General features: G+C 60.5%; 11 protein-coding genes and 4 pseudogenes. 7 read left to right on the top strand and 8 right to left on the bottom strand.

The features are described 5' to 3' along the window. Positions 1-226 precede the first annotated feature (226 nt). The gene (locus ACPPVR_RS32165; RefSeq protein ID WP_426616226.1) at positions 227-1,291 is read left to right on the top strand and encodes an SDR family oxidoreductase; all 1,065 of its coding nucleotides are present in this window, start codon (positions 227-229) and stop codon (positions 1,289-1,291) included. 349 nt (positions 1,292-1,640) lie between these two features. On the opposite strand, the pseudogene ACPPVR_RS32160 reads toward ACPPVR_RS32165, so the two are convergent. The 3 genes and pseudogenes from ACPPVR_RS32160 to ACPPVR_RS32150 all read right to left on the bottom strand — a co-directional run. Next, positions 1,641-2,009, bottom strand: a pseudogene (locus ACPPVR_RS32160) (IS110 family transposase); the annotation flags it as partial. A gap of 108 nt (positions 2,010-2,117) precedes the next feature. Further along, positions 2,118-3,077 carry an invasion associated locus B family protein gene (locus ACPPVR_RS32155; protein WP_426610547.1) on the bottom strand — a complete coding sequence of 320 codons (960 nt, stop codon included), beginning with the start codon at positions 3,075-3,077 and terminating at the stop codon, positions 2,118-2,120. Between the two features lie 20 nt (positions 3,078-3,097). Then, the gene (locus ACPPVR_RS32150) at positions 3,098-3,517 is read right to left on the bottom strand and encodes a hypothetical protein (RefSeq protein WP_426610546.1); all 420 of its coding nucleotides are present in this window, start codon (positions 3,515-3,517) and stop codon (positions 3,098-3,100) included. A 377-nt stretch (positions 3,518-3,894) separates the two neighbouring features. Between ACPPVR_RS32150 and ACPPVR_RS32145 the strand changes: the two genes are divergently transcribed. Continuing rightward, a complete protein-coding gene (locus tag ACPPVR_RS32145) occupies positions 3,895-4,275 on the top strand; it encodes a hypothetical protein (protein ID WP_426610545.1) in 381 nt (126 codons plus the stop codon). A 218-nt stretch (positions 4,276-4,493) separates the two neighbouring features. Beyond that, the gene (locus tag ACPPVR_RS32140) at positions 4,494-4,763 is read left to right on the top strand and encodes a hypothetical protein (protein ID WP_426610544.1); all 270 of its coding nucleotides are present in this window, start codon (positions 4,494-4,496) and stop codon (positions 4,761-4,763) included. A gap of 150 nt (positions 4,764-4,913) precedes the next feature. Here ACPPVR_RS32140 and ACPPVR_RS32135 read toward each other — a convergent pair. After that, positions 4,914-6,059: pseudogene (locus ACPPVR_RS32135) on the bottom strand (IS30 family transposase). 500 nt (positions 6,060-6,559) lie between these two features. Here ACPPVR_RS32135 and ACPPVR_RS32130 point away from each other — a divergent pair. Beyond that, positions 6,560-7,342 (top strand): sulfite exporter TauE/SafE family protein, encoded by a 783-nt coding sequence (locus tag ACPPVR_RS32130; RefSeq protein ID WP_426610543.1) that lies wholly within the window; start codon positions 6,560-6,562, stop codon positions 7,340-7,342. A gap of 1,119 nt (positions 7,343-8,461) precedes the next feature. Here the strand turns inward: ACPPVR_RS32130 and ACPPVR_RS32125 are convergent. Continuing rightward, positions 8,462-8,764 (bottom strand): hypothetical protein, encoded by a 303-nt coding sequence (locus ACPPVR_RS32125; RefSeq protein ID WP_426610542.1) that lies wholly within the window; start codon positions 8,762-8,764, stop codon positions 8,462-8,464. On the opposite strand from ACPPVR_RS32125, the pseudogene ACPPVR_RS32120 reads away from it, so the two are divergent. The 3 genes and pseudogenes from ACPPVR_RS32120 to ACPPVR_RS32110 form a co-directional block, all read left to right on the top strand. Then, a pseudogene (locus ACPPVR_RS32120) lies at positions 8,750-9,399 on the top strand (IS3 family transposase); the annotation flags it as partial. The gene ACPPVR_RS32125 and the pseudogene ACPPVR_RS32120 sit on opposite strands and share 15 nt — an antisense overlap. A gap of 175 nt (positions 9,400-9,574) precedes the next feature. After that, positions 9,575-12,172, top strand: coding sequence for a DUF4157 domain-containing protein (locus ACPPVR_RS32115; RefSeq protein WP_426610541.1), 2,598 nt, complete (start codon positions 9,575-9,577; stop codon positions 12,170-12,172). 422 nt (positions 12,173-12,594) lie between these two features. After that, on the top strand, positions 12,595-13,113 hold the full coding sequence (locus tag ACPPVR_RS32110) for a hypothetical protein (protein ID WP_426616340.1): 519 nt from the start codon (positions 12,595-12,597) through the stop codon (positions 13,111-13,113). Here ACPPVR_RS32110 and ACPPVR_RS32105 read toward each other — a convergent pair. The 3 genes and pseudogenes from ACPPVR_RS32105 to ACPPVR_RS32095 all read right to left on the bottom strand — a co-directional run. Continuing rightward, positions 13,018-13,515 (bottom strand): annotated as a pseudogene (locus ACPPVR_RS32105) (IS110 family transposase); the annotation flags it as partial. The gene ACPPVR_RS32110 and the pseudogene ACPPVR_RS32105 sit on opposite strands and share 96 nt — an antisense overlap. A gap of 559 nt (positions 13,516-14,074) precedes the next feature. Continuing rightward, on the bottom strand, positions 14,075-17,041 hold the full coding sequence (locus tag ACPPVR_RS32100; protein WP_426610540.1) for a methyltransferase domain-containing protein: 2,967 nt from the start codon (positions 17,039-17,041) through the stop codon (positions 14,075-14,077). Beyond that, complete coding sequence (locus ACPPVR_RS32095) at positions 17,032-18,978, bottom strand: ATP-binding protein (RefSeq protein WP_426610539.1); 1,947 nt, start codon at positions 18,976-18,978, stop codon at positions 17,032-17,034. The genes ACPPVR_RS32100 and ACPPVR_RS32095 overlap by 10 nt, the downstream gene beginning before the upstream one ends. Positions 18,979-18,985 lie beyond the last annotated feature (7 nt).

Below are 18,985 nucleotides of genomic sequence, written 5' to 3'. Positions count from 1 at the left end.
GGCCGACGTCTGCTTCTGAGAGATAAGCTGACGGGCCGCGAGCTGGTCGCCACTTCGCGTTTTGACTCGTTGCGGAAGTTGCCGCTTCGAAGGGACCGCTTTTCTCAGCACAAGGCGAGTGCTCCATCAGGCCATTCCCGCTTCAAGAAGTGGTGATGACCGGCCGAAACGTCTGTTTTCTTTTTCTTCAGTTCCTACCTCCCTCAAGTCACCGAAGGGCACAGTAATGACGAATACGGCGCTTGTGGTCGGAGCCAGCGGCATCGTCGGGAGTAATTTCGCCCGCCACCTCCGCGCTCACGGCTGGCAGGTGCTTGGGCTCGCAAGGCGCCCGCCTGCCGATATCGAGGGCGTCCGTGCCGTCGCCGCCGACCTCCAGGATCCGGCCTCGCTTCGCACAGCTCTGGCTGGCCTTTGTCCCACCCACGTGTTTCTCGCCACATGGTTGCGCCAGCTGACCGAGTCGGAAAATGTCCGCGTTAACGCCGCGATGGTGCGCAATGTGCTGCAGGCACTCTCTGGCGCGCGTTCGGTCTCGCATGTGGCGTTGGTCACGGGACTCAAACATTATCTCGGGCCGTTCGAGTCCTACGGCAAAGGCAAGTTGCCCGCGACGCCATTCCGCGAGGTGCAGCCTCGGCTCGATATCGAGAATTTCTACTACGCGCAGGAGGACGAGCTGTTCGTCGCGGCCACGCGCGACGGCTTTAGCTGGAGCGTTCACCGCCCGCATACGATCATCGGCTATGCGATCGGAAACACCATGAACATGGGAACGACGCTTGGAGCCTACGCCACGATCTGCCGGGAGACGGGGCGACCATTTCTATTTCCAGGCTCCTGGACGCAGTGGAACAGTTTGACGGATATGACGGATGCGAGATTGCTGGCGCGACACCTGGAGTGGGCCGCGACGACAGAAGCTGCACGAAACCAGGCGTTCAACGTCGTGAATGGCGATGTCTTCCGATGGAGCTGGATGTGGACGCGGCTCGCCAATTGGTTCGGATTGCAGCCTGCGCCTTTTCCAAGTGAAGTCACGCCGCTGGAGCATCAGCTTGCGGATGCAGCCTCGCTCTGGGCCGACATCGCTCGCAAGCATGATCTGGTGGAAGGAGACCTCAGCGTCCTCGCGTCTGCATGGCACACCGATGCCGATCTTGGCCGCCCGATCGAAGTCGTGACCGATATGAGCAAGAGCCGCAAGCTCGGCTTTCTCGATTATCAGGCAACGGACGACAGTTTTTTCGATCTCTTCGGCCGCTTGCGCATGGCGCGCATCATTCCCTGAACGTTCGGCCGCGGCGAGACGTGAAGGATGAACAGAGGCCGGTTCCCGATTTTCGAGAACAAGCGAGGTCCGCTCCTGGCCCGAATGCGAAGTGGCGACACCTCTCATTGAGGTCAGCTTAGTGGGGCGGAGCGGATTCGATTTGCTCACTCCGAGTTCTTCGCATTTTGACCCTTAGCCGACCAATCGCGGCATGTTCGAAGCGGCAGCTTTTGACCCAATATCGACATTTCCACCTTGCTGAGGCATGCGGTGTCCCGGGTAGAGCGCCCACGGTTAGCAAGCCGCGCAGGTGATCCGCACCCGCCGAAATCCGGCGGCGATCTGTTTATTTTCGGCCTTGGCACCCGTGAAGCATCAGACAGCTCTGTTGCTCGACCGTCTTGGTCGGCACGAACCGCATGTTGGGTCTCGCGACCGCCTCGCAAATCGCCTCCCCGTCCGTGGCATCGTTCTTTTGCCGCTTGACGTAGGGCTTCACATAGGCCGGAGGCATCAATCGTACCGTATGCCCGAGCGCCTGCAGTTCGCGGGACCAATGGTGCGACGACGCGCAAGCCTCGATCCCCACCAGGCATGGTGGCAGTTTTTGGAAAAATGCCAGGACCTGCCCGCGCTTCAACTGCCGGCGCAGGACCACTTGGCTGGCCGCATCAACGCCGTGCACTTGAAAGACCGACTTCGCGATATCCAGTCCAATCGTCGAAATTGACTGCATAGCTAGCTCCTCCGAATCGTGGGAGCCTCAAACGGCGCCCACTCCTTGGCACTCTCGTGCCGGTGGAGGAGCCGTCCACAGCATCACGAGCGGACGCCCATTTCCCCCTCACTCCTCATCCAGGCCGAAGTCAAATGTTTGCGCTGGCATGCCCTTGTGCACAGTGGCGAATTGATCGAGCGGTAGAGTCAACGCAACCGTCGAAGAGTTCAGATCGGTAAGTTCGAGCTCTAAATTCTTGCCCGATTCTAGCTCCGCTATCAGGCTCGTCCCCACGGGGCCGGCCGCGATGCAGATGTTGGTAAGACACCAATTGAACGGGATTTGGGTTGGCTGCTTCTGATCTATCGTTACCTTGACTCCATGCTGCAGGTTCGCTCCTTGTGGGACGAACAGTTGCAGGCGGGCGGGACCATCGGCGCGTTGAATCAGATCGACGCGCGCCACTACCTGATCGAGATCATCGGTTCCGGTAGATGTGGTCCGACAGATCGTCGTCCCATCGGACGAGTCAAAGCAAAGCTTTCGCCAAGGCGAGTATTGAATTCTCTGAGGGATGCGCACCCGCGGAGGCTTGACTTGAAGCATCTCGGCAGAAGCGCTGACGTTTGCTCGCTGTTCGGCGCTGCTGGTTGCTGAATGCTTCTCAAGAAACTGGCTTACCAGCGGAGACCAGATCGGCACCGCATCAGGTGAATCGATCATGAAATGGCCGTCGCTTCCGAACGCTGGAAGCATGCGATACTCCGCATTTCCTCCCGCCGTTACGAAAGCGTCGTGCATCTTCTTTGTCAGCTCTGGCCCAAAATAGGTGTCGTTCTCCGCGTATATCCACAGCATCGGCACTCGCGCAGTCCGACCGAATTCGCCTGTAGCGGCGACGAGCTTGTCGGGAGCACAATTGTTGTTAGGCTTGCCGTCTACTCTTCCTCCGCGGCCCGCCGCGAAGGTCACGATGGCCTGAACTGATGATGGGTTGAGGCTCGCAAGAGCGATCGATCCCCATCCGCCGCCGGACTGCCCCACGACAACGACCTTGCCGGGCTGAACGATCTTCTTCTTGCTCATGTAGTCGATGACCCACTCATTCAGAGTGGCGATGGCGAGGCCGGGGCCACGAAAGTTCGGGTTGTCGCAGCTGCCCACGTGCGCAAACACAGCTCCAAAGAGCCCTTGATCTTTGTCATCAAGGCTGCTCGCTCCATATCTAACAGGGAAATGACTACATAACCCTGCTTCGCGAACCACTCTGCGGCGGCCCGATATTCGATGAGCGGAAACATTGTTCGCTCTTGGGTACCCAGCGAAATTCCATGGTTCATAATAACAAGGGGGAACGGTCCGTCGCCGACTGGCCTTACCACGACAGCAAGCACCGGTAGTGGAAAGGGTAGCGCCCAGATTTCCTCTTGGATTTTTTGCGACGCAGCAACGTCTTCCGCAACAGCCGGGGAATGGACGGGCAGACATGCCAGCAAGATCAGAAGGACCAGAAGGCGCTTCGGCATCTTCTTACTCCGTTCTTAGGAAGCAACGCTGCAGATACCATTGGAAGCTAAGTAGCCGAGACTAAAGCCCTTTGACATAGATCAAGCGCCGAAGTGCAGCGGAGCCAAAGATAGTCGCGTTGATAGACCGCTTTTGGGTCACAACCGGAAACCACCGTCTTTTTGGAGCATTTCCTCTACTCCTAAACGCGGTCGTCGGTTGGCACGCTCGACACGTCCCTTGACGGCCACTGCCGCACATCACCCAACGGGTTTAGGGGATATTGTTACCGGGCACCTGCCAAACTCGATATCGGCTTGGCGTGCGCTACGAAGGCCAGGCCAGGGTAGATGCCTCCCCGCTGAAAAGCGCCCTATGCCACAACAGGAAGCCAACAATGTCATCGACAAATTTGAAAATCGTAATCGTTGTCGCCTCGGGCTTGCTGTTGCTGGGATCGTCTCTCGCAACGGCGCGGCAAAACGGCGTTGCGAAGACGTGCGCAGGTCAGGTCGAGATCCTGTGTCCAGAGCAAGCGGGGCGGGGTCGCCTCCAGGAATGCATAAAGTCGCGCCAGACGGAGCTTTCCGGCGCCTGTCGAGCGGAGGTGGAGCTAGTTGTCACCATCGTTGGGGCTTGTGCGGACGACCGCAAGAAGCTGTGTGCGAACGCGAAGTCGAGTGGCAGTGGAATCCGGGAATGTATGAAATCGCACATGGGCGATCTCGGGGATGTGTGCAAGGCGGCGTTGGCGAAAGCTGAGACCGGCAATAAATGATCGCGGAAACTTCCGATCTTTCGGCAGTTAATTACCTACCGATACCGGGAGTCGGGTTGGGGTCAAAAACGGAAGTCGCTACAGACTCGGATTACTTCCGCTTTGCCCTCAACGACAGACATTGGGCGGTACGCTCAAGCTTCGGGAGCGTTGACACAGATCAAGTAATCGTAGGGATAGCTCAGGCACAGCTGCTTCCTCATAGGGAGGAGATTGTTATGAGACAAATCGACCTGAAACGAGCTTTGTTAGTTGCCGCCATTGTCGCGTGTGGAGTTTGCGGTTCAGTTGGATGGTCAAAAAATGACGGCCTCTTACTGTCCGTTGACAGCGCGCAAGCGCGTGTGGGGCGCCCGTTGACCCCCGTGAGTGTTGCTGGCGTCGCACGTCGAACGACACGGCGAGCGGTAGTGGGGGGAGCCGTCGTAGGGGGAGCCGTCGTCGCTAGACCGCGCTGCGGGTATTACCCCTATGGACCTTGCTACTAGGTTTGGCCCTCGCCTTTCATGACCCCGGATAGTACGAGCCCCGCGAAGGCAAGCCTCGCGGGGCTTTTGCTGCGAACTGGAACCGCGATGGATGAGCAGTCTTCACGTGGTCACGCGAAATGGCCTGAACGACTGCTATGGGTGGCGGGTTCAACTGATCGCGGCAACACATTCTGCGAACTTCTCAGCTGGGCTCTGGTAGAGCAAGGTCTTTCGCGGCCTTTCATTGAGTTGCCTTGCGATGGCGCTGAGCTTGGCCTGGCTATGCAAGGACAGATCGGTGCCACGCGGAAGATATTGGCGTAGCAATCTATTGGTGTTTTCGTTTGATCCGCGCTGCCAGGGACAACGAGGGTCACAAAAATAGACCTCTACCTCAGTGGCCAATGTCAGGCGCTGATGGTCGGCAAGCTCCTTGCCTCTGTCCCAGGTCAGCGAGCGGTAAAGTTCGCTAGGCAGTCGCTGCGATTGCTGGATCAGCGCCGAGACAACGCTTTCGGTGTCCTTATTCGCAACCTTGACTAGCATCACATAGCGCGAATGGCGCTCGACAATGTTCCTGGAGCCGCCGATCAGGTCGCCCTCCCAATGGCCTGGGACCGCACGATCTTCAACAGACGGTGGTCGTTCGCTGATGGATACGGCATTCTTGATCTGGCCGAGCCCGTTTCGTTTCAGGCTGGCGTGCCTGGAGCGGCGGATCGTGCGTCGCGCTCTCAGGTGCTCAAGAAGCTCCTTTTTCAGCACGCCGCGCGCCTGAATGAACAGGCTGCGATAGATCGTCTCGTGTGACACCCGCTTTTGGGGCTCCCCCGGTTATGTGCGCTTGAGCCAGCCGGCAATTTGCTGCGGCGACCATTGCCGCCGCAGCCCGATCGATACTGTCCGCCTCAAGAACGGACGGCAAGCCAGCTTGCAAGGCTTGGGGCGCCGCGCCCGATCCCAAGCGGCCTGATCGGACCCCGCAGCCCGGTAGCGGTCCGCTCCTCCATTACGACTGACCTCGCGGCTGATGGTCGATGCAGATCTTCCTAAGTGGCGCGCAATCGACCGTAGCGAGCGGCGCATACTGAGCCGTCGAGAGATCTCCTCCCGTTCAGAAAGACTCAGCGTCTCTTTGGCACGGTGCCGATCCGGTGGACGGATGCCGCCGGTCGGCGAGATCACTGAAAAGACAGAAGAAGACTCCCGGTCAAACCGGCGTCCGATCGAACTCATCGCCTCACCAGCCTGCCAGCGATCCCAGATATCAGACCGTTGAGCTGCCGAGTAAAAAATGCGAGGTCGTCGCTTCATCTCCACACTCCATCTTTGCTAAAAGATTAGAATGTTGCGACAAACCGGTTGAACCCGCCGTCAAATGGCGACGTCAGCCAGCGCCGCCGCGATGTCCGCTCCGGGTCGATATTGTTGCAAAAGTCTTTTTGGGGCGTCGAACAGAAATTCTTAGAACCGCTGATGCGTTTTGCGCGCGGTGACGTGAGGGACCATATCGACTGATCCAAAATCGATCTCGGATCCCCGTAATGGCACTGAAAACCGATGCAGCAGCGGAGAGCCCTCGATACCAACTTTCGCGAGATTTTCACGGCTGTTCGATTTTCGACTTTTGCAACACAATCGGCCCTCAACGGACATCCGTGCGTCCGATGGTTGTGTTGCCAGTGCCCCAGATTTTGGAATAGGGTCTTCCCGGCCCCACGCCCTGCCGTAAGCAGGTGTGAAACTCCCCGCCACGACGGATCACGGGCAGATATTTCCGAGCGCCGTTATGCGCGCCTTTCCGTCGTGAAACCGTGAGAAACAAATCCGCAGCGTTCGGCGCTGGTGCTGCTATTGGCAGTCTAGGTGGCCTTATCGGCCTCGGCGGGGCAGAATTTCGGCTTCCGCTGCTGATTGGTCTGTTCAAATTTCGTGGCCTTGAGGCCGTGATCCTGAACAAGGCGACCAGCTTGATCGTGGTAGCCACCGCGCTCCCGTTCCGTGCTCGCACCGTGCCGTTTGCCGAAATTGGCGGGCATTGGCCGATCATCGTCAACCTGTTGGCTGGCAGCCTTGTTGGCGCATATGCGGGTGCATCCTGGGCGACGCGCCTCAAGTCCGAAACGCTCTACAAGATCATTGCCGTTTTGCTGCTCCTGATCGCTGGCGTGCTGCTGTTCGCGGATGACACCGCAGCAGGAACCGTACCGCTGCTCACCGGCGCGTACCTGATCGTCGCGGGCGTGGCCGCAGGCTTCGTTATCGGCGTCGTGGCGTCGCTGCTGGGTGTTGCCGGGGGGGAGTTTCTAATCCCCACTCTGATCTTGTTGTTCGGTGCCGACGTGAAGCTGGCGGGCAGCCTTTCGCTTGCGGTGAGCCTTCCGACGATGCTCGTAGGCTTCGCGCGCTACAGCCGCGATCAAAGCTTTTCAGTGCTGCGCGCCAATTGGCGGTTCACGCTTGCTATGGCAGCGGGATCAATGGTTGGGACGTTCATCGGCGGCTTGCTTCTGGGCATCGTGCCGACTTCAATTCTGCTGCCGGGACTGGCTGCGATCTTGGTTATTTCAGCGGTGAAGGTTTGGCAACACGAGTAAGATCGCCCCACTTCGCCCCCTTTTCACTTGGAATGCCGCCTGTTGAACCCCAAAATCCATACTCTGCGTTTTGGTCATTGGCCCTTGGTCCAACTGGTTGGTGTCATCGCGACGGTCGTCGGCGCGTGGGCCGTGATCACGAACAAGGATTAGGCCGCCTCAGTCGGCTCCCAATTTTGCCGGTTTCTGATAGCGAAAATATACCCGCCCGCTCGACCATGACGGGTAGGCTATTGGTCGCTTAGTTGTACTTGGTGCCGCGCATGAAAAGCGAAGTGATCTACAGAGCATGCCCTTGGCATGCTCCCCGCCGTCGTCGTCGGGATCGCGCTCTTCATGAAGTAAGGCCGCCTCAATTGGCGGGCCGCTTTTATTCATCCCAAGCAACAACTTCCGCCTCTGGCCCGAAACCGAAGTTTCGACCGCATCAGGTCATGTCTGGTTTCGGAGGCACACCGGACCTATGGCGGACACGGCGTTTCGGCAGAGAATGAAGCAAAAGCGGACGTCGACATAACGCCGAACACCCTCCACTAATCCCTGTTACGTCTAGAAATTTCCCTCCTACTCGAATTATTTTCCCTGTTAATCCGGACAGGGAAATACGCGGGAGGTGGCTGCAGCACAGCGGTTAACAGCTCCGAAACCGCCTCGCAGACCTCCGAAATCGCGAATTTCCCTGTTAAATTCCCTGTTAGCAGGGAATTTGCTTGGAGACGGGTTCGATCAGCACTGCCTCGCCAGCCAGGCAGTCCTGTGTTCGGAGGGCCTCCCCAAGAAACGCGAGAATGGGCCGGAACTCCCGGCTTTTCGCGCCTTCGATTTCGTCTCCGGACTCTCAGTTCGCCGACCTTGGGGCGGAAACCGCGGAAAGTCTCCGGCCTTGTCCGCGAATATTCCCGTTTTGCGGAGACTATCGGCGGAGACTGGTTCGATCACTACTGCCGCCCGACCTGGCCACTCAATGCTGGGCCCACCTTCGAATCCCGGCGACACGGATCGGGAATAGTCCCACCACAACCCGGGAGCGAACTTGGTTCAAAGCATCATCGCGTTAGTCTCGAAGCCCAGAGCGACGCAAGGATGACCAGCCTCGTGGTAGGCCACCTGATCAGACGCCTATGTCAGCGGGCAACGGATGAATTTTTCGACTTCGCCATCGAAAAACACCTGCTCGATGTGATGCCCGGCGCCTTCCACGAGACTGCGCGCCACCATCGGCAGTTCTCGGACTGAGCGCTGCACGTCATCCATCGGGATTGGCTTGTCGCTCTCGGGCACATCGATCCGAGTGACGTTGTTCTTGCCGACCAACAGATAGGCTTGGCCGAGGGCATTGCGGGACTGCGCGCGGGCGGCCGCATTGAATGAGCGCATGAACGCCCAATCCTTGATGCCGCCGTTGCGCACACGCTCGTCCACCGTGAAGGGGTCCGGATCAATCGGAAGAAGCTGTACCGGCTCTACAAGGAGGAGCGTCTGACCGTGCGCAAGCGTGGTGGCCGTAAACGGGCACTGGCACCCGGGCGCCGATATCGATCCCGCAGGATCAGAACCTGCGCTGGTCGCTCGACTTCGTGATGGACACGCTCTCCAGCGGCCGGCGCTTCCGCGTCCTGACCCTGGTCGATGACTTCACCCGGGAGTGCCTCGGCCTGGTCGTCGACACCTCGCTCACCGCCTTGCGTGTGGTGCGCGAACTTGGCCAGATCATTGAAAGCCGCGGCTGTCCCCGCATGATCGTCAGCGACAACGGCACCGAGTTTACTTCAAATGCGATGTTGGCCTGGCAGGAAGAACTCGGGATCGAGTGGCATTACATCGCGCCCGGCAAGCCGATGCAGAACGGCTTTGTCGAAAGCTTCAACGGCCGCCTGCGTGACGAGTGCCTGAACGAGCACCTGTTCGCCAATCTCAACGAGGCCCGCCAGATCATCGAGGAATGGAGGATCGACTACAACACCAACCGACCGCACACGAGCCTCAACGGGCTCACACCGACCGAGTTCGCAACCCGCCCCAACAGGGGCCAAACCCAGAACGGACTCTACTTATAAACGAGGGCAAATTGGGGAGCAGGTCACTTGGCGCTACCGGAAAGTTGTGCCGGAGGATTTTCACGCGCTTGCGGGCTTTAGGCGGTCATCGACACGATCGCCCGGATGGGCGATGATTTACATAGGTAATCCCGGTTGAGGTTCCGGCCCGGCCGATTTTGGCGGAGTAGCGAGGATGTTCGCACCGCTCATCGTAAAGCCTCAAGCAAAGACCGCCGCACAGTCGGGTGACATATCGGCGTTCCGATGCGCGACGGCCTATGGTCACGATCGGGACATCGAACAAGCGCAAACCAGCCGACGTGCGGCTCCGGTCCAGACCGGCCCCTACTTCCCCGACAGCGGGTCGCCCGGCGCGGCGTGGAGCTTCTCCAGGATTCCGCTGTGTCCGCCGGAGCTGGCGGGCGGATCGGAGCAAGCGTCGCCCGTTCCGGCGCGTCGCCTTCCCGGCCCAATCCAGAGAAAGCTGAAAGTCGGCTTCGTAAATGATCCGCTGGAACATGAGGCGGACCGCGTCGCCGACCAAGTGATGCGTATGCCTGACCCTGGGGCCGCGATGACCTCTGCCCAGCCGCAGGTCAGTTGCAAATGCGCTGCCTGTGAGCAGGAAGACGCGCTACACCGGAAAGAAGCTGCGCTGCACGCCGGGGGCGGAGATGCGCCGGCCTTGGTTGAGGACGTGCTGCGCGCGGCCGGTGAATCGCTTGACCCGACCGCGCGCGCCTACTTCGAGCGTCGCTTCGGCCGTGATCTAGGCGACGTACGGGTGAGCGCTGACGCCACGGCGGCACGGTCGGCGGCAGCGGTCGGCGCGCGCGCCTACACGGTGGGGAAACGGATCAGCTTCGCCGCCGGTGAATATGCGCCGGGGACGACTTCCGGCCGACGCCTGCTGGCGCATGAGCTGGCGCATGTCATTCAGCAAAGCGGGGGCGGTCCGGCGGCTCGCCCGGCCATCTTGCGGCGCGCGCCCGACAAATACGTCGGCCTCACCATCGATCAGCTGCGCAAGCTGGTCAGGGAGGGCGACAAGGGTGCTGCCGAGGCGCTCTACGCACGATACGAAGCCATGACTCCTGGTCAGCTTGCAAAGTACGCCAAAGGCTCCGACCAGATTGCCCAGGATGTCTATGCGAAGAAGGTGGTTCCCCCTAAGGCGGCGGCGGGACAGGGCAATTTCTCGAAAGCCGGCGTGCAGGAGACGCTGGCGAAGGATATCACGGCGAATCGTACCGCGACCGGCATCCGTCGCCGCGAGCCCAGCGCCGTCACACCGGATATCGACGTGGAGGGCGGGACTGTCGGAGCGGCACGCACCGACATCCCCGGCCTGGAGAACCGCGTGTTCACCGGCCAGTCGAAGCGCGCTGATGGTCCCGGATACAACCCGGAATCCAGTTTCCCTCCCGCCACGGATGTCCTGGACTTGCCGCATACACACGCTCATGCGGAGCAGCACATCGCGGACCAACTCGAAAAAGCGATCACTGAGGTGCCACGTGAACAGCTCAAGGGCCGCACGGTGTGGATGCTCATCGAGCAGGAGCCCTGCGCTACCTGCGCGCAGGGCGTCGTCAACCTCGATACCGCGGCTGGCGTGCTGAAGAAGCTCAGCCTGAAATACCCGGAGGTCACCTTCGAAATCAAAAGCCTTCAAAGTAGTGGCCTGATCGTCCTCAGGGGAACCGAGAGTGCGGCTGTCGCTGCGAGTCGCGCCACAGCCGCGCTACCTGGTGGCACCGGAGCTTCGGCATCGCCGAAGTCCCCAGGAAGAGCAGCGTCTGGCGGCGGCGAAGGAGCGCTGGCGCCGACGTCCGGGAAGGCACTGGAGCCAGAGCTCGGCGGACCGAACTTGGAAGGAGCTGGGCGGCTGCCACCGGAAGCGGTCGGCCCCGAAGTTTTTGGGCCGGAGACGGAAGGTTTGCTGGAAGGCGCGGCCGCTGAAGAAGCGACGGCGGGCGAGGCTGTGCTCGGGTCTCGCGCAGGCGGACTAGCAGGCGGACTAGCAATGCTTCTGGGCATGGTTGCGGGGCTCTATCTTTATGGAGCGCTTTCCGAATCCCGCGAAAAGCTGAAGAAGATGCTCGAGCGCTATGAGAAGAAGAGGCGCCAGGAAATCCAACAGCAGTTATTGAAGGCCGCGGACGTTTACATGAAGGATCACGCCGGGCGCATTCTGCATGCGTGCTGGATCGACAAACTCAAAGCACTGGAGAAAGCGGGTAAGCAGATCTACGTGCGGCTTACAATGAGAGTGGAGTTTGAAAACATCGGCAGACACTCGAAGCCAAAGTCGGTCTCCGATTTGATGCTTCACGATACGCAGCTTGGGGAGGTCGAAGTCACCGATGGCGCGCAGGCGAGCTCCGCTACACCACTGACGGATACGGGAGAGAAGTCCACATTGTTCAAGAACGAAATATGGGAGCAGACCGTCAGTTTTTCCTTGCCCGCACCGAAGGCAGCCGAACTCGAGAAGGAGTTTGGCAAGACAGAAGATCAGCAGACCTGCGCGGAAGCGAAGGCCTGCTTTATCGCAACAGCTTGTTACGGCTCTTCGGACGGAGAAGATCTAGACGTGCTGCGAGCCTTTCGCGATCAAGTCCTGGCGAACTCGTCGGTGGGACGAAGCTTCGCGCGTATGTATTACCGCCATTCGCCGCCCGTTGCGAAATGGCTCTCTGCACATCCCGTAGCACGCGTTGCGATGCGGGATTGGTTGATCAAGCCGCTGGTTGATGTTGTTAGACCGCTGGTAAGTCGGCGGTGTTAGCCAGGACCTGCGTTAGCGGGAGCCATCTCACATCTCATAAAATCCCGTTTTGAAGGATGCGGCGCTGGACTACGTTGACCAAACCAGAGACCCAGCTCACACCGAAGTATGTCGTTGAGAAGCCCCGGCGGTCGTGCCAGCGCGCACGTTCGATCGCAAACTGTTCGATCGAATTTAAAAGGTAAGGCAAAGAAGGCAAAGCGCACGCCCCAGTCAGGGGGTACACCCAAGCCCGTGAGAGCCGCCGCTGGTGGGGTCACGGCGCCGCAACCCGAGTCGGTGACGCAGTCCGGGAGTACTACCCACCCAAGCATTCAACCACCACCACGGTCGATATCGATCCGGCGCAACGCTACCGTGGAGGCGGGACACCGCCGCGGGATGTGGGGAGATCGACAGTCACCTCCGGCGAGATCATCGCAGTGGACAAGAGCGTGCCGACGGTCGCGGGCGATGTCACCGAGAGCGTGATCGTCGATGAAACCGCGCTGCTCGCGGGCACGGGCGGCCTCAAGCGGGTGCTCGCAGGCCTTGTGACCGGACTGGAGGTGCTGGCCCTCATCGATACATTGAAGACGTTGATCGAGCTCAGTTACGCCTGGCTGACCTATGAAAGAGGCGGTGCAGGTTCAGAGGGGGCGGCGGCCGCGCATGTTATGACGCTGCTGCAGAAGAACGACCCGGACATTCAGGCGGCGTTCAAGGCTCATGCCTCCGAAGCCGAAAAGATCACCAAGGATCCCCCCGAGCTCAACGTCTATGCCAACGTCGAGCTCGTGATCATGGAGACGTGGAAGACCGAGGAGGGCTCGGAGAGCGACCCGTATGACCGGGAGCTGAGTGGCCTCAAACCTCACCATTCCGACCATTCCGACCTTGAGGCCGAAGTTGCGCAAAGTACCGCGCAGATCATTCTCGATGGCAATCGCCTTGGACTGTAAAAGCTTGCGATGGGTCAGCAGCATCCGCAGTTTCTGACTGCGTAGCGTCTTCACATCCACCGGTCGGTAAAGCCCCACCCGTATCATCTGAGCGATGCCGCGTGCATCGTTACGATCGGTCTTGTTGATCTGCGCCATCAGCACCGCCTGCATGTGCCGCGTCTCGACACAGAGCACTGGTAACTCGGCTTCGGCGAGAGCGCTGAATAGCCATTGCGATAGCGGCCCCGCTTCCAATCGAATCCGCTTGAAGCAGTAGATCGAGTTCCCAAGAACCTTCAGCAGGGCCTCAGGTTCGCTTGCCACCTTCACTTCCCGCACGATCCTGCCGGTGTCATCCACAATGCAGATGCTGGCCTCCTTGACCGATACTGCTGATTCCGGGGCAAGCCGCCCACCTATTCCGATTAATTGTCGCCCGGCATTCCGATTAATCCTCGCCCACCATTCCGGGATGATACCGCCCGGGGTGGCGGGGATGTCGGAGAGCTCCGCTGGCTGTGTGTAGGTCCGTTTCTTTGGCTTTGGCTGAGGAGTGGATCGATGCCGGCAGAGAGAGTTGCGATGCGGTGGTGCGCGAAGTTCTAACCGATACGTCCAATCCAGCAAAATGGTCCATACTGCGCTTCTCCTTCTGATGCTTGAGGCCGTCATAACAAGGGACCTCGTTTCACCATCAGCCTGAAGCGCAGCACTCCAAAATCTTCAGCTATCCACAAGCTGGCCGGCCGATTACCCCATCTATACGTTGATGACCTACCCGGTGGAGATCACCTTCGGGGAGACGCCGCAACAACGCCAGCAGCGGACGTTTGCGCACGAGATCGATCAGCGGTTGATTGCGGAATCGCGGAATCGCGGAAACGAGCAGACCGCCACCCGGTGGATCTCAAGGTATTTCACACCGGCTCAGATCCGACCCAAAAAGGCGGCCGACAGGCGCGGGCGCCCGTCGCCAGGATCACTTTTCGCATTCCCCCTCGAAGATCGACGATTCGATCCAGTTGAAACGTTCGCCGATGACGTGGTGATGGCCTTCGACGCCGCGCAACTCGGGATGTGCCGACGCGCCCGGCTCGCATCGCGTCACGTTTGCAAAGCCGGCGAAGAACAGCGTCGCCTCGAGCAACGAATCAGTCCACGCTGCCTTGTGCCCATGCTTATAGAGCAACGCATATATCGCACCGCGGGCGGTCGCATCAGGTTGCCATTTCGTTGTGAACTTGAAATAAGGCGGATCGCCACGCTTGATCACGTTCTCGATCGACGGCACCGAAATTCGGACGATCCCGCCAGGTTTCAGCACACGGCGGCACTCGCGCAGAAAGTCGATTGCCTGATAGTAGTCGACGTGTTCGACTACGTGCTCGGCGAAAACGAAATCGGCGTAATTGTCCACGAACGGCAGCCTTTTAGTGATCTCAACGCCATCGTCCAAATTCTGCCAGCCCGGAATTCGGTTGGTGCCGCAACCGAAATTCAGCTTGGCCGTTCCGAGCGGATCAGGCCGGTCCGGCACCAGGGCTGCGACAAATCGGTCATAGACCCATACGTCGTTGTGGCAATGGGTGATCCAATCGAGATGGAGATCGAGCACGTTCTTGTGGTTGATGTCGTTCCTGTCGCCACGCCACGCGCGCCATGGCATCAGCTTGATCCGATTGCCGATCAGCCGCGCCACTACGAACTCGGGCGTCGGGCTCTCCTTCCGGTGCGGCCAGTCATACTTCGCTATGAAATCCGATTCGACTAGATAGCGTGTGCTGAAGACCATCAGCCCGGTCTCAACCCAGCCCGGCATGTCCCGCTTCATCCCTTTCACGGGGACCGAAGCGACTTCAACGTTCTCCTCCCGCATGCGATGTACAATTGGCGTCATCGGTAGCCGAAACAGACTGTCACCTTCGATGTGCGCTACGTAGTCGTAACCACCGTCGATCGCCGCCTGCAGCCCGAAGCAGAAAGCGCGACCCCAACCGTCGCGGCCGCCGCGCGAGAGATGGCCGACATTGTCCGCGAACCGATGCAGCATCCGACGGCCGGACGCACCGGGCGCATAGGTTTCGAAGTGGCCTTGCCGTTTCTCGTCGATCAACTCTGGCCAGGGTGACGCCGAGTCGACCAGCATAAGGTCGCAGTCCGGGTTGAGCCGGCTGGTCAGCGTCAGCCAATGATCCGTCAGCTTAGCGCGATCCTCGCAATCGACGTAGGTGGTGGCGAAGATCAGCGTTCGCGGCTTAGCCGTATCGGTGTCCCTCACGAAGTCTGCGAGTCTACTGCGCGCCGCCACTAGATCGAGCGTCTTGTCGCACCGGTGCGCGTTCGAGTGGCAGTCGCACGGATTGATTGGATCGATACCCAACGATGGCGCGAGATGCGCGCCGGCGGCCTGCGTGGTCCGGAAGCTCTCGCGCCCGCCATAGATGGTTATGCCCGGTGTTCCGACCGCTTGAGCCAGTACTGGCGCGAAGCCCGCCGGTGAGACGACGAGCGCCGCTTCGGCGAACAGCGCGGCCATTGTTTCGAAGTCGAGCTCGCCAGCGTGCAGCCTTACGTCAGCTGGCAGTTCCCGTCCGACGACCCACTCAAGGCTCGGTGCGAGATCGGCGATCGAAACGACAAAGAAGCGATCGCGGATGTCCTTGACCAGCCCCCCGTAGGCGATCGGATCCGGGTTGCGGTTTGCACCGTCCCATTCCTTCCGGAGGGTGATCTGGCGGAGCACCATCAGCGGCTTGGACGTCCGTGGCCAGCTTTCAATCAGCCGGCGCGCATCGGACTGCCAGGCTGGCGGAATGGGAAGCCGGAAATCGGGCGCGGCCGGCATTGGGAGGCTCAGGCCGCCGTACATGGCCCCCAGGATCGAGCCAAATTTGTCGATTTCCGACTTGTTGTACGAAATCTTGCGCCGTTCGACGTGGGGCGGCGGCGGCGTCGACGCGAACGCATAGCGCGTTCGCTCCGTCGCGATTGTCCGCGCCTGGGCCCTTAGTCGCGTCGGTCGCGGCAGCAGCTTGAGACCTTGCGCTACTAGATCGTGATAGAGCGCGATGTGGCATGTCTCGAGCCAGACGTCATGGGACAGCATCAAGTCCCGGATCGGCGCCCGCTGATGCAGGTTATCGCCGATCCCGAACATTCCGGTAACTAGGATCGGTGGTTTCTCTCCAGGTTGCGCGCAATTGCGGGGGTCCATCATTCTTTCCGGCTCCTTCACATCAGCCAAGGGTGCCTTGGGAAACGCTGAGAGGCGACTCCGGCTGCTCAAGTTGACGACGCTCACGTCGCGCGTCCGCAATGCTCGTTCAAGGTGCCGATACTGCTGATCGATAGCGGTGAGCTGGCTCGCCAACGGATGCTGGCCGGTCCGCCCGAAAAAATGATCGTCGGTGAAATCGACGCCGATTAGGCCGATCCGCTTTGCCCCCATGAGGGCAGCAAGACATATGGCGACATAGGGAGAGTTGCGAGCGTACGGCAGAGCGTTAGGAGTGTCGAGCGACACGCCATTCTGTTTTCCCAGATTGAATCGTACGATGTGGGGATGATCTATGCCGAGATTTAGTTGCGTAAACATCGCTCGGGCACGCGAGCGCGCGACATAGTCGAAGCGGTCTCCGGCAAATTGCGTTCGTGGGTTGAGCACCACGAGATAAGTGGGCTGAAAAAGGCGTCCGACGTCGTTCACCCCGATCGTTATATATTGTTCGTGATCCGCGAAGTCGGCGAGCGACTTGCCGCAGCCGCAGACTACGATCGTGTCGCCGTGGTGAAAATCGCGGAAGCCCTCGAGCGTGCGGGGTAGAACGGTCCGCATGGATTGGCGATCTAGGCCGTAAGCAGCGCCTGCTACTCCCGGGAACAGTAATCCCGTCCCTTCAGCAGTGATCAGTGGTTGATTGCGGTACGCGTCGCCAGCTACTCCCATGCCGCTGACTCCACGGGGGTCAGGCGACGGTCCATCTTGGCGTATTCGGTGCGCGCGGCCGCCAGCAGATGGCTCATCTGCACCGGCTCGCCGGCGTCGGCGGCAAGAAAGGCGGCGTTGAGAGCGATGTTGCGAATATTGCCGCCGGGGATGCGCAGCTCCGCGAGGCGTTCGGGCTGCAGACCCTTCGTCGGCGCATCCTTCGGGAAGACGTGACGCCAGATCTCAGCACGCTGCTCAGCGTCGGGGAAGGGGAAGGCGACAGTGAAGCGCAGGCGGCGGAGGAACGAGGGGTCCAGAGCTGTGCGCATGTTGGTGGTCAGGATCGCTAGGCCGCGATAGGCCTCCATCCGCTGCAACAGATAGCTGACCTCGATGTTGGCGTAACGGTCGTGGCTGTCCCTCACCTCGCTGCGCGCGCCGAACAGGCTGTCGGCTTCGTCGAAGAGCAGGATCGCACCGTTCTCCTCGGCTGCGTCGAACACGCGCCCCAGGTTCTTCTCGGTCTCGCCGATGTACTTGCTGACCACGCGCGAGAGGTCGATGTGGTAGAGATCGAGCTGGATCTCGCTCGCCAGCACCTCAGCCGCCATGGTCTTGCCGACACCGCTCGGCCCGTAGAACAGGGCACCAAGGCCAAGGCCCCGCTGAGACTTCGCCGCGAAGCCCCATTGGTTGTAGACGGTCGTGCGCTGACGAAGTTGGGCGGCGATCGAGCGCAGGGTCTCCTTCTGCGGCTCGGGGAGGACGAGATCGTCCCAGGTCAGGTTCGAGTCGATGCGTTGGGCGAGCCCGTCGAGCGCGCTGCGCAGGCGCCGGCGGCAGAAGGTCCAGAGGTCGGCGCTAAGATCCTCGTCCGGCTTCGCCGCGGCGTGCGCGCGCAGCTGGGTTGCGATGGTACGGATCGTCGAAGCGCCGAAGGTGAATTGGTTGGCTGTTGCCGCGACGGCTGCGTCATCCAGATCGAGATCGCCCAGGCTTTCACGCCAAAGCGCCAGCTGCTCGGGCCCGGTAGGGTGGCCGACGCTCAGCACAATGGCGGGGCGGGTCGTGATGCGGCGCGGCTCGCGCTCGCGCAGGATCACGGGGCTGCTGATCCGCTCCAACAGGCGGGAGACGGCTTCGTCGCGCACGCGGCCCGCGTCGCTCTCGGCCGCTTGTGTGTCAGAAACGTCGAGCAGTAGCACGCCGAGCCCCGATAGAATGGCTTCGCGCTCCCAGAGGCGCAGCAGTTGGTCGAGATCCTCTGCGGCGTGAGGCAGGCGGTCAGCTGGCAGCATGGCCGCACGCAGGCCCAAGGCCTCGGCGGCGGCTGCGGCGATCGGCAGGGCGTCGGCAGTGGGGCCGCTCAGTTGCACGATCGGCAAGTCGCGGCTGCGGTCGGCTTCAGCCCAGCTATCGGTGATCTGCTCGGCGAGCAGTCGGTGAGACGGAGCAAGATCGTTCACGGTGGACGTGGCCAAGGGATCGAGCAGGCTCGTCAATCGTTCGTCGAGTTGGCTGACGCCGACCAGAAAGTGCACCACGCGTTCGTCGATCTTCAGCGCTGCGCGGGTGAGGATCGGGCCGGCCGCGACGTCAATGAGCCGCCAGCGGCGAAGGGGCGCTTCCGGCGACAAGGCGGACCAGTGAGCCTCCGCCAGGACGGTGAGCGCGAGCCCAAACGTCGGGAATGGGCTGGCTGGGTCGTTCTGGGCCTGGGCGCAGAGCATCCTCAATTCGGAATCGAGCTCCATGCCAGCACATAGCAGCAGCAGGTCCGTCTCGAATGCGGAGAGACCGAACGCCCGGCTCAGCCGGTCTAGGGCGATGGGGGTTTCCGAGGGGTCAGGCTTTTCGCCGACAGGTTCGCTGCGCAGGCGCCGCTTTATCATTTCGAGGCGGCGCCTCAGGTCGGCGTTGCCCCCTTCACGCTGATCAATTGACACGTCGGGCATTCGCTGC

The sequence above is a fragment of the Bradyrhizobium sp. McL0616 genome (assembly GCF_049993385.1).
Classification (GTDB): domain Bacteria; phylum Pseudomonadota; class Alphaproteobacteria; order Rhizobiales; family Xanthobacteraceae; genus Bradyrhizobium.
Note: the sequence above shows the minus strand (reverse complement) of the source record. Positions and strands in the feature narration are given on the sequence as shown.

What these genes read in the sequence shown, in the direction of transcription:
- ACPPVR_RS32095 (WP_426610539.1), bottom strand. Translation starts at nt 18,978, where the DNA reads ATGCCCGACGTGTCAATTGATCAGCGTGAAGGGGGCAACGCCGACCTG.
- ACPPVR_RS32140 (WP_426610544.1), top strand. Translation starts at nt 4,494, where the DNA reads ATGAGACAAATCGACCTGAAACGAGCTTTGTTAGTTGCCGCCATTGTC.
- ACPPVR_RS32165 (WP_426616226.1), top strand. Translation starts at nt 227, where the DNA reads ATGACGAATACGGCGCTTGTGGTCGGAGCCAGCGGCATCGTCGGGAGT.
- ACPPVR_RS32100 (WP_426610540.1), bottom strand. Translation starts at nt 17,041, where the DNA reads ATGGGAGTAGCTGGCGACGCGTACCGCAATCAACCACTGATCACTGCT.
- ACPPVR_RS32155 (WP_426610547.1), bottom strand. Translation starts at nt 3,077, where the DNA reads ATGAGCAAGAAGAAGATCGTTCAGCCCGGCAAGGTCGTTGTCGTGGGG.
- ACPPVR_RS32145 (WP_426610545.1), top strand. Translation starts at nt 3,895, where the DNA reads ATGTCATCGACAAATTTGAAAATCGTAATCGTTGTCGCCTCGGGCTTG.
- ACPPVR_RS32115 (WP_426610541.1), top strand. Translation starts at nt 9,575, where the DNA reads ATGTTCGCACCGCTCATCGTAAAGCCTCAAGCAAAGACCGCCGCACAG.
- ACPPVR_RS32150 (WP_426610546.1), bottom strand. Translation starts at nt 3,517, where the DNA reads ATGCCGAAGCGCCTTCTGGTCCTTCTGATCTTGCTGGCATGTCTGCCC.